This is a genomic window from Gemmatimonadales bacterium, from assembly GCA_036265815.1.
Lineage (GTDB): Bacteria > Gemmatimonadota > Gemmatimonadetes > Gemmatimonadales > GWC2-71-9 > CAVVWJ01.
This window is the reverse complement of sequence record DATAOI010000066.1, coordinates 1-16493: the sequence shown is the minus strand read 5'-3', so window position 1 is coordinate 16493 and position 16493 is coordinate 1. Positions and strand designations below refer to the sequence as shown.

At 68.3% G+C, this 16493-nt stretch carries 15 protein-coding genes; 9 read left to right on the top strand and 6 right to left on the bottom strand.

The window, feature by feature from the left end; all coding sequences use genetic code 11:
• Positions 1-297: response regulator (locus tag VHR41_14915; protein ID HEX3235488.1), on the bottom strand; the 297-nt coding region annotated here is incomplete at its 3' end.
• Between the two features lie 243 nt (positions 298-540).
• Between VHR41_14915 and VHR41_14910 the strand changes: the two genes are divergently transcribed.
• Both VHR41_14910 and VHR41_14905 read left to right on the top strand, forming a co-directional pair.
• Positions 541-2820, top strand: a complete 2280-nt coding sequence (locus tag VHR41_14910) for a protein kinase (GenBank protein HEX3235487.1) — start codon at positions 541-543, stop codon at positions 2818-2820.
• Between the two features lie 28 nt (positions 2821-2848).
• On the top strand, positions 2849-3193 hold the full coding sequence (locus VHR41_14905) for a monothiol bacilliredoxin BrxC family protein (GenBank protein ID HEX3235486.1): 345 nt from the start codon (positions 2849-2851) through the stop codon (positions 3191-3193).
• Positions 3194-3236: 43 nt separating this feature from the next.
• On the opposite strand, the gene VHR41_14900 is transcribed toward VHR41_14905, so the two are convergent.
• Complete coding sequence (locus tag VHR41_14900) at positions 3237-4331, bottom strand: hypothetical protein (GenBank protein HEX3235485.1); 1095 nt, start codon at positions 4329-4331, stop codon at positions 3237-3239.
• 213 nt (positions 4332-4544) lie between these two features.
• Between VHR41_14900 and VHR41_14895 the strand changes: the two genes are divergently transcribed.
• Genes VHR41_14895 through rsgA form a run of 3 tightly spaced genes read left to right on the top strand, consistent with a single transcriptional unit; the run spans position 4545 to position 6687 of the window.
• Entirely contained in the window at positions 4545-5474 is a 930-nt protein-coding gene (locus VHR41_14895) for a proline dehydrogenase family protein (GenBank protein HEX3235484.1), read from the top strand.
• Complete coding sequence (locus VHR41_14890; protein HEX3235483.1) at positions 5471-5785, top strand: hypothetical protein; 315 nt, start codon at positions 5471-5473, stop codon at positions 5783-5785. The genes VHR41_14895 and VHR41_14890 overlap by 4 nt, the downstream gene beginning before the upstream one ends.
• Complete coding sequence (gene rsgA, locus VHR41_14885) at positions 5782-6687, top strand: ribosome small subunit-dependent GTPase A (GenBank protein HEX3235482.1); 906 nt, start codon at positions 5782-5784, stop codon at positions 6685-6687. Before VHR41_14890 ends, rsgA begins: the two co-directional genes overlap by 4 nt.
• 3 nt (positions 6688-6690) lie before the next feature.
• On the opposite strand, the gene VHR41_14880 is transcribed toward rsgA, so the two are convergent.
• The 3 genes from VHR41_14880 to VHR41_14870 form a co-directional block, all read right to left on the bottom strand.
• Entirely contained in the window at positions 6691-7008 is a 318-nt protein-coding gene (locus VHR41_14880; GenBank protein ID HEX3235481.1) for a nucleotide pyrophosphohydrolase, read from the bottom strand.
• Between the two features lies 1 nt (position 7009).
• Positions 7010-7531: a type 1 glutamine amidotransferase domain-containing protein gene (locus VHR41_14875; GenBank protein HEX3235480.1), complete on the bottom strand. Its 522-nt coding sequence runs from the start codon at positions 7529-7531 to the stop codon at positions 7010-7012.
• Positions 7532-7648: 117 nt separating this feature from the next.
• Entirely contained in the window at positions 7649-8107 is a 459-nt protein-coding gene (locus VHR41_14870; protein ID HEX3235479.1) for a GspH/FimT family pseudopilin, read from the bottom strand.
• Between the two features lie 293 nt (positions 8108-8400).
• Between VHR41_14870 and VHR41_14865 the strand changes: the two genes are divergently transcribed.
• The 3 genes from VHR41_14865 to VHR41_14855 all read left to right on the top strand — a co-directional run bounded on the left by VHR41_14865 (position 8401) and on the right by VHR41_14855 (position 12597).
• A complete protein-coding gene (locus tag VHR41_14865) occupies positions 8401-8643 on the top strand; it encodes a hypothetical protein (protein ID HEX3235478.1) in 243 nt (80 codons plus the stop codon).
• Between the two features lie 8 nt (positions 8644-8651).
• Entirely contained in the window at positions 8652-10325 is a 1674-nt protein-coding gene (locus VHR41_14860) for an amidohydrolase (GenBank protein ID HEX3235477.1), read from the top strand.
• Between the two features lie 145 nt (positions 10326-10470).
• Positions 10471-12597: a thiamine pyrophosphate-dependent enzyme gene (locus VHR41_14855; protein HEX3235476.1), complete on the top strand. Its 2127-nt coding sequence runs from the start codon at positions 10471-10473 to the stop codon at positions 12595-12597.
• A gap of 4 nt (positions 12598-12601) precedes the next feature.
• On the opposite strand, the gene VHR41_14850 is transcribed toward VHR41_14855, so the two are convergent.
• A complete protein-coding gene (locus VHR41_14850) occupies positions 12602-14482 on the bottom strand; it encodes a protein kinase (protein ID HEX3235475.1) in 1881 nt (626 codons plus the stop codon).
• A 373-nt stretch (positions 14483-14855) separates the two neighbouring features.
• Between VHR41_14850 and VHR41_14845 the strand changes: the two genes are divergently transcribed.
• On the top strand, positions 14856-16493 hold a 1638-nt coding region (locus tag VHR41_14845; protein HEX3235474.1), incomplete at its 3' end, for an LON peptidase substrate-binding domain-containing protein.

Here is a 16493-nt window from a genome sequence, read left to right as displayed (position 1 = left end):
GACCAGGCCGATGCGCACGTGGGCCCGGAGCAGCCGGGCGAGCTCGAAGCCATCCATGTCCGGGAGGACCGTCTCCAGAAACACCAAGTCGACGCGTGCCCGCTGTCCGACCTCGATCGCTTCACGTGCGGTATCGCACTCGTCCACCACCTGAATGGCCTGCTCCGCCTCCAACTGACGCCGGAGCCGCTCCCGATGGAGCCGGTCCGGATCGACCAAAATGGCGCGCAAGGTCGGGACCGGTGGTCTGCTGGACTCCGCGACCGGCTCCGGTGGATCGGGAAATGCCGTTGGCATGACCCACCCGCCTCCGGAGACCCGCCGCGCCCTTCGTGGGCCATCTGATGTGGCCATGTTCGTTCGCCTCTGCCTCTGCCTCTGCCGCTTCCGCTGCCGCCACGCCCGCCCCTCCGGGACCATTCACACTGGCGTGGGGACCGGGAACCTTGCCCTGGACTCCCGCCTTGTGCAGAGAGCGCGGAAGGATTCCCTTAGATGACGCGAGAGGACGCGCGCCCCGCACTGCCAGTGTTGACATCTATGAGGCTGGAGACTGATCGCGACGTGTCCGACATCACCGACCGCCTTCGCCCCGCCCTCTCCGACCGTTATCTGATCGAGGAGGAGATCGGCCGGGGCGGGACCGCCACGGTCTACCTGGCCAAGGACGTGAAGCACGACCGCAAGGTGGCGATCAAGGTGCTTCGCCCCGACACCCGTCCCGGCGCGTACGAGCCCCAGCGGTTCCTTCGAGAGATCCGGATCGCCGCCAGGCTCTCTCATCCCCAGATCCTCCCTCTGCACGACTCCGGTGAGTGCGACGGGCTCCTGTACTTCGTGATGCCCTATGCCGGCTGTGAGTCGCTCCGGGATCGCCTGACGCGGGAGGGGCCACTCCCGGTCGATGTTGCACTTCGGATCACCCGGGCCGTCGGGGCCGCCCTCACCTACGCCCACCGGCTGAACGTGATCCACCGGGACATCAAACCGGAGAATATCCTGCTGCAGGAAGGCGAGCCCGTCGTGGCGGACTTCGGTGTGGCGACCGCTCTGACGGCCGCGGCGGGGGACAGCGCCTACGTTACCGACCGGGGTCTTGCCGTCGGCACCCCGGCGTACATGAGTCCGGAGCAGGCCAGCGCCGAGCCAGGGCTCGACGGCCGCACCGACCAGTACAGTCTGGCATGCGTGCTCTTCGAAATGCTGGCTGGGGAGCCCCCCTTTGCGGGAACCGGGCCCCGGGCAACGATGGCCCGCCACGCCATCGAAGTCCCCGTTCCGGTCGGGAGCCTGCGGCCCAACGCCCCGGCGGCGATCGAGCGGGCGCTCGCCCGGGCGCTGGCCAAGTCGCCGGACGATCGATTCTCCACCATGACGGAATTCATGGCCGCGCTGGTGGACCCGGCCCCGGAGGCCGTGGCGGCAGTCACCGCAGGGGCAGCCGCCCTGGCCCCGACCATTGCCGTGCTCCCCTTCGTCAATGCCAGCGCGGATCCCGAGAACGAGTATTTCAGCGACGGCATGACGGAAGAGATCATCACAGCCCTGGCCAAGGTGGAAGGCCTGCAGGTCGCCTCCCGCACCTCGGTGTTTGCCCTCAAGGGGCTCAAGGAAGACGTGCGCGCCCTGGGCCGCCGGCTCAACGTCACCTCCGTGCTCGAAGGATCGGTGCGGAAGTCGGGCAACCGGCTCCGCATCTCGGTGCAGCTCACCCAGGACGGCCGGGCTCTCTGGTCCGAGCGCTACGACCGGGAGATGGCCGACGTCTTCGCCGTCCAGGATGAGATCGCGCGGACCATCGTAGCCACCCTCCGCTCCACCTTGCTGGGGGATGTGGCCGATCCGGTGCCGGTCCGATACACCACGAACATCCGGGCGTACAACCTCTATCTGAAGGGGCGGTACTCGTGGAACCGGCGGACCCAAGCGGCGATCGCTGACGGGATCGGTTATTTCGAGCAGGCCATCCAGGAAGATCCCGGGTACGCACTCGCCTATACCGGGCTGTCGGATTCCTATGCCCTCCAGGTCGACTATCGGGGGGCCCCCGTGCGGGAAGGCCTCGAACGGGCCAAGGTCGAGGCCAGGCGCGCACTGGCGCTGGACGACACGCTGGCAGAGGCCCACACGTCGCTTGCGTGGGTGACCTTCATCTATGACTGGGATTGGGCGGAGGCCGGCCGGGAGTTTCAGCGGGCCCTGGAGCTCAACCCCCGTTACTCCGTGGCCCGGCAGTGGTACTCCTGGTTCCTCGTCGCCATGGGACGGACAGAGGCGGCCCTGGCGGAGGGGCGGCTGGCAATCGAGCTGGACCCGGGCTCGGTGTCCATCCGGCGCAGCATGGGGTGGCTGCTGCACTACGCTCGCCGCCCGGAGGATGCGCTCGAGCAGCTCCGCCGCGCCTTGGCCATGAATCCGACCGCCGAAGAGAACCACCGCCTCCTGGGTCTCGCCTACCTGCAGCTCCGGATGTTCGATGAGGCCGCCGCCGCCTTCCGCGAGGCGATCGCTTCCTCCGACAGCCCCGCGCTGGCGATCGCGGGGCTGGGAGCGGTGGCGGCCGCCCGGGGCCGGACCGAAGAGGCCCAGGCGGTGCTCGATGGGCTGGAGACCACGGCACGGGAGCGATATGTCTCGCCGGTGGCGTTCGCGACGGTGTACGCCGCGTTGGGCAACGCCGACGCCGCCTTCGAGTGGGTCGACCGGGCCTACGCCGAGCGCCGGGGCTGGCTGGCGTACCTCAAGGTGGAGCCAATGCTCGATCCGCTGCGGACCGATCCGCGGTTCCTCCGGCTGCTCGAGCGCCTGCGGCTCGCGTAACTCCACCGAGCCTCGCATCGTGTCCCAGATGCCATCGATCGGCAACGAGGCGGAACTGGCCGCGGCGCTCGCGGCACCCATCGCCGTGCTCTACAAGCACAGCCCGATCTGCCCCACCAGCAGCATGGCCTACGAGGAGATCCGTGCGCTCCGGCGGCAGCGCGACGTGCCGGTCTACCTGATCGACGTGGTGGGGAACCGGCCGCTCTCCCGGCGGATCGCGGAGCAGGTCGGCGTGCGGCACGCGTCGCCCCAGGTGATCATCCTGCTCGCGGGCGTCGCCGCCTGGTCGGCGACGCACTTCGAGGTGGAGGCGGAGACGATGCTGCGGGCGCTCGACCGGCTCACGGCGGGGGAGCCGGCCCCCGACTAGCGGCGGTGGCGGAGGCCCCAGCGTGCGGAACGCAGGCTCCAGCTCAAGCCATCTGGCGGAGCAGACGCACCAGCCCCCGCTCTTCCGGCCGGAGACCGTTAGCGGCGGCGGACCGGGTCCCGTTGGCCCGGGCCCCGTTGGCCCGGGCCCCGTTGGGCATCACCTTGGGGAGCTTACCCGCCAGATACGCGTCGAAGACCGCCGGATGCACGTAGTACTTCCGGCAGACCGTTCGAGTGTTGTTGAGCCGTTCGGCCACCCGGTCGATCACGGCCACGACGGTCGATTTGCCCTCCCGCTCGGAGGCAGCGGGTCCCAGCTCCTCCAGCGCAGCGGCCGCCAGCAGCGTTCCTGACCAGGTGCGGAAGTCCTTGGCCGTGAAGTCCTCGCCGGCGGCCTCCCGGAGATAGTCGTTCACGTCGCTGGACCCGATCGTCTGATGGACCCCCTCGTCATCTACGTACTGGAACAGCTCCTCCCCCGGGAGCGCCTGACAACGGGCCACGATCCGCGCCAGCCGCCGGTCGCTGAGCGATACCTGGTGGAGTTTCCCGCTCTTGCCCCGGAACTCGAACCGCATGGTCGAGCCCGAGACTTCCACGTGGTCGTCTCGGAGCGTGGTGAGCCCGAACGACTGGTTGGTGCGCGCATACTCGTCGTTGCCGACGCGGATTCCGGTGAGCTCGAGCAGCCGGACGACCGCCGCAAGGACCTTGTCCCGCGGCAGCCCGGGCCGGCTCAGGTGCTGCTCGACCCGAGCACGGATGAGCGGAAGCGCCTGGCTGAACGCCAGCATTCGGCCGAATTTGGTTTCGTCCCGCACCTTTCGCCATCGTGCGTGGTAACGGTATTGCTTCCGCCCTCGCGCGTCCCGGCCGGTGGCTTGGAGGTGACCGTTCGGGTACGGCGAGATCCAGACGTCGGTGTAGGCCGGCGGAATCGCGAGCGAGCGGATCCGGGCCAGGGTTGCGCGGTCGGTGACCCGGCGCCCGCTGGCGTCCTGGTAGGTGAACCCCGTCCCCGCTCGGCGGCGTCGGAGGCCCGGGCCCGCATCGCTAACATACCGAAGCCCCGCCTCCTCGGCGGAGTCAGACGGGTCCACCACCCGCGCGCGCTTTCGTTGCCCACGTGCCGTCATCTAGCCCTCGTCCGTTGCCAGGAGCTGCAGCAGAGGATACCGGCAACCGGTCCGGCGCAAGGTGACGTAAGTCACACCGGTGCATAAAGATTCACGATCGGAGACGATCCGATTCCGCCTCTACACTCCACCCCGCCGAGCGGCTACCTTCGGGAGCCATTTCGGGCGGCCCCGCCGCCCCCCACCGGCTTCGACGGGGTGCCGAACGTGATCATGCGTCAGGGACTGCTCTGGCTCTCCGAGCGGCGCGGGGTGTTCAACTTCGTGCGCCGGAACGGACTCGCCCGCAGGTTCGCATCCCGTTTCGTGGCGGGTGAGACGATCGAGGAGGCGGTGGAGGCCGCGAAGGTGCTGAGCCGCCGGGACATCACGGCGTCGCTCGACCTGCTGGGCGAGAGCGTGACGGTGGAGAGCGAGGCCACGGCGGCGCGAGATCAGTACCTGCGAATGCTGGACTGCATGGCCGCGAGCGGGGTCGAGGTGAATGTCTCGGTCAAGCTGACCCAGATGGGGCTCGACATCAGCGAAGAGCTCTGCGCCGCCAACATGACCAGGATCCTGGACAAGGCCAAGGCGCTGCGCGGATTCGTGCGGCTCGACATGGAAGGCTCGGCCTACACCCAGCGGACGCTGGACTTCTTTGCCCAGCGGCTGTTCGGATCCTACGGCGCCCACTGCGGCGTGGTGATCCAGGCCATGCTGCGCCGCTCCGAGCGCGACATCGAGGAGCTGATCGGGATGAACGCCCGGGTGCGTCTCTGCAAGGGTGCCTACCTGGAGCCGCCGGCCGTCGCCTTTTCTGAGAAGGCGGACGTGGACCGGAACTTTCTGCGCCTGATGGAGCGGCTGCTGCAGCGGGGCAACTATCCGGGCATCGCCACCCACGACGAGGCGATCCTTGGGCACGCTCGCGAGTTCGTGCGGCGGCAGCGCATCGGTAACGAGCGCTACGAGTTCCAGATGCTGTATGGGGTCCGGCGCGATCTGCAGGAGCAGCTCCGGCGGGCCGGACACAACCTTCGGGTCTACATCCCCTTCGGCACCCAGTGGTATCCTTACCTGATGCGGCGGCTGGCCGAGCGGCCCGCCAATATCGCGTTCCTGCTGGGCAATGTCGTACGGGAGTCGGTGCCAGGACGGTGAGCGAGCTGACGCTGGGCGGCTACATGGAGAAGCACGATCGCGCCGCCGCCTTCGGCGGGAGCGACGGCCAGGCCTATTCGGTGGCCATCTATGTGGAGGACGAGCCCGATCTCCGGGGTCTCTACGGCGCCGCGCTGCTCTTCGTCCGCTGGTCCCCCGCGGGGGACCGGCCCACGGGGCACCTGGAGACCGAGACGCTCGCCTGGGGCAAGACTCCGGAGGCCGCCGCCGAGCGACTCAAAGGCCTGTCGCTGTTCGACGTGAAGGCCGCGCTGGACGAGGCGATCACCCGCGCACCCGCGGAGTGGTGAGCGGCATTCTCGGCACCGTGCTGGAGCGAGACGGTGCGGTGTACCGGATCGCCACCGGAGCCGGCGAGGTTCGGGCGGTGCTCACCGGTCGCGCCAAGCGGGGCCTGCCGCACGTCGTGGTGGGCGACCGGGTGCGGCTCGAGCCCGAACCCAGTGGCGCGCTCAACGGGATCATCGGAGTCGAGGCCCGGACCACGCTGCTCGAGCGACGGAGACCCGAGGGACGGGGAACCCGGCCGGTCGCCGCCAATATCGACCAGGTCTTCGTGGTCACCGCCGCGGCCGACCCCGCACCGATTCCCCAGCTGCTGGACCGGCTCCTGGTAGTGGCCGAAGCCAACGAGATCCCCGCGGGTGTGGTGGTGAACAAGGTCGATCTCGCGCCTGCCGGCGCGCTCACGGAGCGGTGCAGACGAGCCGGGTACACCGTCTACTGCACCAGTGCCCGTAGCGGGGAGGGTATCGACGCCTTGCGCGCCGCGCTGGCTGGCCGGACCTCGGTCGTGACCGGACCCTCCGGCGCGGGAAAATCGACCCTGCTCAACCAGATCCAGCCGGGCCTCCGGCTCCGCATCGGCGAGATCAGCGCCAAGGGTCGCCGGGGCAAGAACACCACCGTATCGGCGGTGATGGTCCCACTGGAGGCCGGCGGCTACCTGGTGGACACGCCAGGGTTCAGCGAGGTGGGTCTCTGGGGTATCGATCCCAAGCAGCTGGACAGCTGCTTCCCGGATTTTCGGCCCTACATCGGCGAGTGCAGGTACGCCGACTGCCGGCACCGGTCCGAGCCGGGCTGCCGGATCCGGGCCGCCGTGTCGGAAGGGAACGTCGACGCCGACCGGCTGGTGAGCTACCTGGTGCTGCTGGAGGAGCTGGAGACCGCCCCGGAGGACTGGGAGTGACGGCTACGGCTTCCGAGTCCACCGATCCGCGTCCCGCCGCTCCACCTTCTCCATCATCCGGTCGAACGCGCGCTCGAGATCGATCCCCTCGCGATTGGCCATGCAGATGAGGACGAAGAGGATGTCCGCCATCTCCATCGCCAGATCTCCCTCCGCTTCATCGCTCTTCTTCGTCTTCTGACCGAACCGGTGGTTCACCTCCCGGGCCAGCTCCCCGACCTCCTCGGCGAGGCGGGCCAGATTGGTGAGCGGATGGAAGTAGCCCTCCTCGAACTGGCCGATCCAGCCGTCGACCCGACGTTGCGCGTCCTTGAGCGACACGTCAGCGACCGCCCAGGGCCTGGATCAGCGCTCGCATGAACTGAGGCAGGTCTGCCGGGGTGCGCGAAGAGATCAGATTCCCGTCCACCACTACCGGGCTGTCCTCCCACAGCATGCCGGCGTTGACCAGATCGTCCTTGATGGCGCCGACGCTGGTGCCCCGCTTGCCCCGCACGATCCCGGCGGAGATCGGCACCCAGCCCGCGTGGCAGATGAACGCGACCGGCTTCCCTGCCTCGAAGATTTCCCGGGTGAGCTGAAGCAGCTTCTTCGACCGGCGCATGATATCCGGGGCGTAGCCGCCCGGGATCACCAGACCGTCGAACTCCGCGGCCGAAATCAGGTCGACGCTGGTGTCCACGGTGAGCGGATATCCCCGCTTGCCCTGGTAGGTCTTCTCGCCGGTTCCCGCGACCACGGTGCGCGCCCCCTCCTCCTCCAGCCTGATCTTGGGATACCAGAGCTCGAGGTCCTCGTAGAGTGGGCCGGCAAAGAAGAGAACGGACCTGCCTGTGAGTGCCATGAGCGTTGCTCGGGGCGAAGATCGGGTACGGAGAGCAAGCGGGAAGTATATCGCGGGAGAGGAGGAATGACATCGCGCCATCGCTCCCGATCGATAGCGCCACACGAGGGGTCCAGCCTATGGGAGAATCTTTACCCCACTCCGGGAGAGGAGGAGGCGGCGCGCGTAGTCGCCGGCGGAGACGGTGATGGTGTCCGGTGCGGAGGCGATCCCAGAGGGGAGGATCTCGACCGGCGTGGTCGAGAAAGCGAGGCCCTCCACCGCGTAGGTGCTGTCGGTCAGCCGGCGGGTCAGGCGGAGCGCCCCGCCCGACCGCTCGGTCACTTGATAGGTGGCGCTCTCACAACTGCACGCGATCCGGAGGGGCTTCCCCTCCCGCCTGGCGAGGTCGATCGCCTTCTCCAAGTCGGACGCCACCAGGGCGGTTGCCAGATCGACCCGGTGGCGCGCCGTGGCCCGTCCCATTCGCGGAATTCCGATGAGCGCGAGTACGCCGAGCAGGATCAAGGCGAGGCTGAACTCGACCAGGCCGAAGCCCGAGCGGGTTGGTGAGCCGAATGACGAGTGGGGTGGCATTGGGGGGCGAGTTGGCAGGGCGCGTGCCAGTCGGTGGTAGGCTAGCAATCTGCTGTCCTGCATCAGCTTGAAGAATGAAGACCTGGCTCGGATTCGAGTGGGCGACGAGGGCAGACCACACCGGTGAGGCGCCGGTACCGCAGCTCTCCGGTCGGCGGGCGGGCGCGGAGTCGCGGGGCAAAGCCCGTGACCACGCTTCGGTACCAGCGCTGCGGGCCTCAGATTAGTATAGGGCACCGCTAGTATTGGGCACCGCTCCCCGAAGGTGTTTCCCGCACTCCGGACTCGACCGCATGCGCCCGCGCGAACGCATCCTCGCCAATCTCGAGTCGATCTATCGCGAGTCCTATGACCGTGCCAAAGCCACCGAGGACGCCGGCCGCATGATCGACATCGAGAGCGCCTACATGCGGGACCAGTTGATGCTGGAGATCCTGCTCGACATTCGCGACCTCTTCTCGGTTGCCCCGGCGGCCTCCGGCGGCAGCGCTCTGGAGCAACTCGAGGCCATCCGACGTCTCACCAAACTCCGCTGAGAAGGCCCATGACGCGCCTCGCCGCCTTGCTCGGGTCCTCGCTCATCGGGTTGATCGGTCTCTTCGCATGGCGGGGCACCTCCTCGACCAGTCCACCCGATCTGATCGTATACGGACGGGTCTGGACCGGGGACTCCGCTTCGCCGTGGGCCGGCGCGGTGGCCGTCGCGGGCGACACGGTGGTGGCGGTGGGAGACAGCGCACGGATCGCGCGCATGGCGAGCCCTTCCACCCGGGCGCTTGCCAACGGCCGGGGGATGGTGGTGCCCGGCTTCATGGACGGCCACGTGCACTTCCTGAGCGGTGGGTTCCAGCTCATCAGCGTTGACCTGCGCAGCTCCGATTCCCCCGCCGAGTTCATCGCCCGGCTCAAAACCTACGCCGGGACACTGCACCCCGGGGAGTGGATTCTGGGGGGCGATTGGGATCACGAGCGCTGGCCCGGGTCACCGCTGCCGGAGCGGCGCTGGATCGATTCGGTTACCCCGAACAATCCGGTGTACGTCAACCGGCTCGACGGCCACATGGGCCTCGCCAACGGCCTCGCGCTCAAGCTGGCCGGCATCAGCCGCTCCACCCGTGATATTGCCGGTGGCACCATCGTGCGGGACTCCGGGGGCGAGCCCACCGGGATCCTCAAAGACGAAGCCCAGACCCCCATGTACGCCGCGATCCCCATTCCCTCCACCAGTCAATCCGACTCGGCCATCGCGCGCGCCACACGCTGGGCCGCAGGCAAGGGAGTCACCGCGGTGGCTGACCTGTCGGTACCCTGGTACGAGCTGGCAGCCCTCAAGCGCGCCCGCGCCGCCGGCCGGCTGCTCACCCGGGTGGCCGTGTACGTGCCCCTGGAGGATTGGCGGCTCATGGCCGACACGGTCCGCGCCGACGGCCCCGGAGACGATTGGCTCCGGGTGGATGGGGTCAAAGGCTATGTCGATGGCTCGCTGGGATCCACCACCGCTCTGTTCTATGAGCCCTATGTGGACGCACCGGAAACCCGTGGCTTGCTGGTCACGCCGGAGGACTCGCTCCGGGCCCGGATCGGAGGCGCGGACTCCGCGGGTCTTCAGGTGGCCGTGCACGCCATCGGCGAGCGCGCCACCGGACTCCTCCTCTCCATCTACGACAGCGTCGCCCGCGCCCACGGGCCGCGCGACCGCCGCTTCCGCATCGAGCACGCCCAGCACCTCCGCCGGCAAGACGTGGCCCGGCTGGCTGCGCTCGGCGCGGTTGCCTCCATGCAGCCGTACCACGCCATCGACGACGGACGCTGGGCCGAGAAGCGGGTCGGCCCGGAGCGGGTCCGGAACATGTACGTCTTTCGCTCGTTGCTGAACGCCGGGGCTCATCTGGGCTTCGGCTCCGACTGGACCGTGGCGCCGATGGATCCGCTGCTGGGGATCTACGCCGCCGTGACCCGGCGGACGCTGGACGGAAAACACCCCGGCGGCTGGATCCCCGAGCAGAAGATCACGGTCGAGGAAGCGCTGCGGGCCTACACCTCGGGAAACGCGTACGGCGTTTTCGCCGAGCGCACTCGGGGGCGGCTCCTGCCGGGCCGCAAGGCGGACCTCGTCCTGCTGGACCAGGATCTGACCCGCATTCCACCGGAAGCCATCGAGCGGGCGGCGGTGCGGGCGACCGTCGTGGGTGGACGTGTCGTATATCAAGCAAAGTAGCGTGCAACTACGACGCTGATCGGGCTGACGGCGGGTGTGCGACTGGCCATCGGGCTGGCACCGAAACTCGCTAGGCCCCCGCTCGGGGAGCTATCTTCCGGTCGTTCCCGGTAGCTGGCGACCGCGACCCTTTTCCCCGAGTACGATGGCCACACGCACCACCACCCGCGCCCGGGCGTCTGCCAAGCTGGAGAAGGCGGACCTGCTCGACCTCTACCGCATCATGCTGCTCGCGCGGCGGATCGACGACAAGGAAATCCAGCTCAAGCGGCAGAACCGCATCTTCTTCCAGATCTCCGGCGCGGGGCACGAGGGGGTGCTGGCCGCCGCGTCCAAGATCTTCCGCCCGGCCTACGATTGGTTCTACACCTACTACCGCGATCGCGCGCTCTGTCTCGGTCTGGGGATGACGGCCACCGAGCAGCTGCTCTCCGCCGTGGGTGCGGCGGACGATCCCAATTCCGGCGGGCGCCAGATGCCGTCGCACTGGGGTCACAAGGATCTCAACATCGTGAGCGCCTCGAGTCCCACCGGAACCCAGTTTCTTCAGGCGGTGGGGTGCGCGGAGGCCTGGCTGCGCTATTCCACCATCGAGGCCATTCCCGATCGCGACGATCTGATCCACGGCGACGAGGTGGTGCTCTGCACCACTGGAGAAGGCACCACCAGCGAGGGCGAGTTCTGGGAGGCGCTCAACACCGCCACCAATCTTAAGCTGCCCGTCGTCTTTCTGGTGGAGGACAACGGGTACGCCATCTCGGTGCCGGTGGAGGTGAATACGGCGGGCGGCTCCATCTCCCGGCTGCTCACCGGCTTCCCCGGACTGCTGATCCAGGAGGTGGACGGCTGCGATGTGCTGGCGTCGTACGACGTCGTGAGCAAGGCCGTGGAGTACGTCCGCGCCCGCAAAGGCCCGGCGCTGGTCCATGCCCACGTGATTCGTCCCTACAGCCACTCCCTCTCCGACGATGAGGTCCAGTACCGCACCCCGGCGGAGCGCAAGGCCGACGCCGAGCGCGACCCGCTGACCCGCTTCTCCGGCTACCTCCTGGAGCAGGGCATCGCCTCCCAGGCGGAGCTCGACCTGGTGGTGCAGCAGGTGACGGAAGAGGTGCAGGTGGCCACCGAGGTCGCGCTGGCCTCGCCCCAGCCGGGCACGGATACCGTCTACCACTACGTCTACTCGCCCGACGTGGACCCGACCTCGGAGCAGTTCGATACCGAAGACGATCCCCGCTTCGCCGGCGATCCGACCACCATGGTCGATCTCCTCAACATCTGCCTCCGGGACGAGATGGCCCGCGATCCTCGGATCGTGGTGTTCGGTGAGGACGTCGCGGATTGCAGCCGGGAGGGCAGTCTCGCCGAGGTCAAGGGCAAAGGAGGAGTCTTCAAGGTCACCTGGGGTCTCCAGCGCGCCTTCGGCAGCGCGCGAGTGTACAACTCGCCGCTGGCCGAGGCCAATATTATCGGCCGGGCGATCGGGCTGGCGACTCGGGGACTCAAGCCGGTGGTCGAGATCCAGTTCTTCGACTACATCTGGCCGGCGTACATGCAGCTCCGCAACGAGCTGGCGCTGATCCGCTGGCGCTCCAACAACGCCTTCTCTGCGCCGGTCGTCGTGCGGGTCACCTACGGCGGATATCTGAGGGGCGGGTCGGTGTACCACTCCCAGACCGGGGCCGCGGTCTTCACCGGCGTGCCCGGATTCCGGGTGGTCTGCCCCTCCAACGCGCTGGACGCCAATGGCCTGCTGCGCACCGCCATCCGGTCGGACGACCCGGTGCTCTTCCTGGAGCACAAGCACCTCTACCGGCAGACCTACAACAAGGCGCCCAATCCGGGTCCCAATTTCATGATTCCCCTGGGCAAGGCCAAGCTGGTGCGGGAGGGATCCGACCTGACGGTGGTCACCTACGGTGCTCTGGTCCAGCGAACGCTGTGGGCGGCCAAACAGGTGGAGGAGAGCAGCGGGATCAGCGTCGAGGTGATCGACCTCCGCTCCCTCTCGCCGGTGGACTGGGATACGATCTACGCCTCGGTCCAGAAGACCGGGCGGGCCATTGTGGCCTACGAAGACTCGCTCTCTTGGGGGTATGGTGCCGAGATAGCGGCCCGGATCGCTGACGAGGCGTTCCCCTGGCTCGACGCCCCGGTGAAGCGGGTCGCCGCCACCGATACCTTCGTGGCCTATGCCCCGGAGGTGGAGGACGTGATCCTGCCGCAGGTCCAGACGCTGCGCACTGCGATGGAGGAGATCGCCCGGTTCTAGCGGGCTACTTCATCGCCTCCCGGATCTCCCCGGCGGCAGCGATGGCGTTGTCGACGTCTCGGGAGAGCGCCTTGGCCTGCTGTGTCGCCTGGGTCAGGTCGCCCAGGACCGCGGCCACCCCGGCCGAGCGCAGGCGCAGCAGATCGAATCGCACGTTCTGCATCGCCAGGACGCAGGACTCGAGGTGACTCGCCACCTGGCTCCGCCGTCCCCGCAGGTCAATGATGGTTTGCCGCTGGCGCTGGAGCAGATTGAGCCGGCGGGCCCGCTCCGGGTCGTCGGGCTCCTTGGCCAGGCCGGCGATCCGCTCCTCGATCTGGGCCAGCCCCTGCACATCCAGATTGCTGTCCATCGCGTGGAGTGTCCGCGCCAGGTCGGTGGCCCGCTCGTACAGGCCGTCAACGGTCTGCTGGATCTCGGGCAGCATCTTCCGCTCCGAGGCGGGCAGCCGCTCCATCAGCTTGAGGATGGCCTGGCGGTCACTCTGGACCTGCTGGATGGCCGCGAGCTGGGCACCGAAATCCTCGGCGGTGGGCGGCGGGAGCTGGCGGGCAACTCTCACCCCTTTCACCATCGTGGTCTCGACCGCGTCGGGGGCGGGAGGCCGACTGAGAACGTCGCGCCAACTGTAGCCCGCCTGCCAGAGCTGGGCATAGTTCCGGAGCAGTCCCAGCCCCATGCCGAAGGTCGGGAACAGGAACCACGGGTGGTCGATGCCGGTGGCGATGTTGATGCCCATACAGCCGAGTGATACGGCCGCCCAGCTGGCGAACTGTCCCCGGACCTTCTGCACGATCCGCGGCTCGCCGGTATCGGGGACCGGCAGCTCGTCGGAGCGGTCCCTCCGCCCGCGATAGTCTCGCCTGACGTCGGGCGCGCCCGGCACCCGCGGCGCCGGCACCGGCCGGCCTCGGCCCAGCGGCCTGCCTTCGAAGCCACCGCGCGGCCGCTCGCCGACTGGGACGGGTCGCTGGCCCTCTGCCGGGCGCGACTTCCATCCGGAGCCGGTCGGACGGTAGCCCGAGACCGTGCGGCTCTCCAGGGCACGTCGAAGCGCGTCGGCGCTGGGCCACCGGTTCTCGGGATCTTTCTCAAGGCAGCGGGTCACCGCGAGCGCCAGGTCATCCGGGGCGTCACCCCGCTTGGCCCGGAGGTCGGGGGCGGGCTCGGTGATCTGCTTCATCAGGATGCCAGCCACCGTCGGCGCGTTGAAGGGGAGCTCGCCGGTGAGCATCTGGTAGGCGACGATGCCGAGACTATACACGTCCGAGCGGCCGTCGATCTCGCGCTCGCCGGCCGCCTGCTCCGGGCTCATGAAGGCCGGCGTTCCGATGGCCACCCCCGCGCCAGTGAGCGTGGCGGCGGAAGTGGAGGACAGCGCCTTGGCGATGCCAAAATCGGTGACCATGACCCGCCCACGGGTGCCCTCGAGCAGGATGTTGTCCGGCTTGATGTCGCGGTGGATGATCGAGAGCGCGTGCGCGGCGCTCAGGGCATCGGCCGCTTCCTTCATGATTCGCCGCACTTCCTCCACCGGCAGCCGGCCGCGCCGCCGGATACGGGCGGCGACCGATTCTCCGTCCACGTACCCCATGACGAAGTAGACCAGCCCGCCGCCCTCGCCGACCGAGTGGATCGGGACGATATGGGGATGGGAGAGCCGGGCCGCCGTCTGCGCCTCCCGGGTGAAGCGCTCCCGGATATCGCGCTGAAAGGCCAGCTCCGGCGGCAGGACCTTGATGGCCACCCGGCGTTGCAGCCGCTCGTCGCGCGCCCGGTAGACCACCCCCATGCCGCCCCGCCCGATCTCGCCCTCGATCGTGTAAGCGTCTCCCAGCGCCTCGCCGAGGCGAGCGGGAAGCGGCTTCGCGGCCGGGTCGGTCATGCGCGGCGCCACCTCTGCAGTGTGGGAATGGAGGGAAGGTGCTGGACGAGGCATCGAGGGACGCTGCCAGGCATGGCAGACAATCTGTACGCACGCCCTTCCGGCGGCAACCGAAGCCGAGGGTTGAGAGCCAGGACGATGCTCACTGAGACGGGCGCAGGAGTCAAATTGGCAGCACCTTACTCGGGATTTCGACAGGGGCGCCGCCGTGCTCCTGCCATCTGCGCGAGCGGGAACTCGTCCGCGTCCGTAAGTTGTTGTGGGGCAACGTCGGCAAGAAGCCCTCTGTGGCACGGTGGGTGCAAGACACGGCGCGAATTCATGTCGGCTTCATTTCCCCGATCACGGGGACTGGTAAGGAGTAGTTTCGAACATGGCCGAACGACTGACATTGCCCGTCCTGCCCCTCCGCGAGGTGGTGCTCTTCCCGGGTGTCACCGCACCGATCGGGGCCGGTCGCCCCGCCACCCTTCGCGCGATCGAGGCGGCACTGGCAACACCCGATCGCCTGGTCTTCGCCGTATCCCAACGGCAAAACGTGGAGAGCGTCACTTCCGAGGTGCTCTACACCATCGGGACCATCGCCCGCATCGGACAGCTCCAGCGCGGATTGTCCGGGATGCAGCTCCTGCTGCACGGGGAGCGGCGAGGCATCGCCATTCACTACAGTGACAAGGAAGGCTATCTCCAGACGATCGTCCGCGAGGCGGAGGAGATGCTGCCGCTGAGCCCGGAGGATCCGGCCTTCGTAGCCTTGCACCGGGAGGCCCGGGCCCGCGCCGCCGAGCTGGGACAGAAGTCAGGCCTCCCCGACGAGGTCGTCCAGCAGGTGCTGGCCGGCGTCAACGAGGCCGGGAAGTTTGCCGACCTGGTGGCGGGATACATCGACATCACTCCGGCGCAGCGCCAGATGCTGCTGGAAACGCTCAGCGTCGAGGAGCGGCTCCGGCGGGTGCTGGTCCACGTCCAGCGCCAGATCGGGGTGCTCGACGCGCAGGAGGACATCAAATCCCAGGTCCAGGAGGAGTTGGGCGAGCGGCAGCGGGAGATGTTCCTCCGCGAGCAGCTCAAGACCATCCAGCGGGAGCTGGGTGAGGGCGACGAGCGGGACGACCTGCAGGAGCTGCGGGAGAGTCTCGAGGCCCTGGAGCTCCCCGCCGAGGCACGCAAGGAGGTCGACCGCGAGCTCAACCGGCTGAGCCGGATCGGCCGCGAGTCGATGGAGTCGCAGGTCATCCGCACCTTCCTGGAGAACATCGTCGAGCTGCCCTGGAACGTCCGCAGCAAGGAGCATCTCGAGCTGCACGAGGCGCAGAAGATCCTGGACGAGGATCACTATGCCCTGGGCGACGTCAAGGACCGGGTGCTGGAGTTCTTGGCCGTGCGGCAGCTCCGGATGCAGCAGGAAGCCGCCGAGCGCGCCGCCGACGGGCCGGACGGCCGTGCGGAACAGAAGGCCGAGGAGGTAGCCGCCGGCGAGGCCACCGACGTCCCCGCCGCCACCGCCACGGTGCCGGCGCCCAACGTCGCGGGGAACCCGGACGACCGGGCCAAGGGTCCCATTCTCCTCTTCGTGGGCCCCCCCGGCGTCGGCAAGACCTCGGTGGCCAAGTCGATCGCCCGGGCGATGGGACGGAAGTACGTCCGCATCTCGCTGGGTGGTGCCAGGGATGAGGCCGACATCCGGGGGCATCGACGCACCTACGTCGGCGCCATGGCGGGCCGGATCATCCAGGGGATGAAGCAGGCCGGGACCAAGAACCCGGTCTTCCTGCTCGACGAAGTGGACAAGCTTGGCGTCTCGTTCCAGGGCGATCCGGCGAGCGCGCTGCTCGAGGTGCTCGATCCGGCGCAGAACGACAACTTCACCGATCACTATTTAGGAATCCCGTTCGACCTGAGCGAAGTGCTTTTCATTGCAACCGCCAATTTCATTCAAAACATTCCTGGACCGCTTCTCGACCGAATGGAAGTCGTCGAGTTCGCGGGCTACACAGAGCGCGAGAAGGCG

Coding starts and splice junctions, on each gene's coding strand:
- VHR41_14870 (HEX3235479.1), bottom strand. CDS start 8,107: ATGCCACCCCACTCGTCATTCGGCTCACCAACCCGCTCGGGCTTCGGC.
- VHR41_14905 (HEX3235486.1), top strand. CDS start 2,849: ATGCCATCGATCGGCAACGAGGCGGAACTGGCCGCGGCGCTCGCGGCA.
- VHR41_14850 (HEX3235475.1), bottom strand. CDS start 14,482: ATGACCGACCCGGCCGCGAAGCCGCTTCCCGCTCGCCTCGGCGAGGCG.
- VHR41_14860 (HEX3235477.1), top strand. CDS start 8,652: ATGACGCGCCTCGCCGCCTTGCTCGGGTCCTCGCTCATCGGGTTGATC.
- VHR41_14855 (HEX3235476.1), top strand. CDS start 10,471: ATGGCCACACGCACCACCACCCGCGCCCGGGCGTCTGCCAAGCTGGAG.
- VHR41_14865 (HEX3235478.1), top strand. CDS start 8,401: ATGCGCCCGCGCGAACGCATCCTCGCCAATCTCGAGTCGATCTATCGC.
- VHR41_14910 (HEX3235487.1), top strand. CDS start 541: ATGAGGCTGGAGACTGATCGCGACGTGTCCGACATCACCGACCGCCTT.
- VHR41_14875 (HEX3235480.1), bottom strand. CDS start 7,531: ATGGCACTCACAGGCAGGTCCGTTCTCTTCTTTGCCGGCCCACTCTAC.
- VHR41_14895 (HEX3235484.1), top strand. CDS start 4,545: ATGCGTCAGGGACTGCTCTGGCTCTCCGAGCGGCGCGGGGTGTTCAAC.
- VHR41_14900 (HEX3235485.1), bottom strand. CDS start 4,331: ATGACGGCACGTGGGCAACGAAAGCGCGCGCGGGTGGTGGACCCGTCT.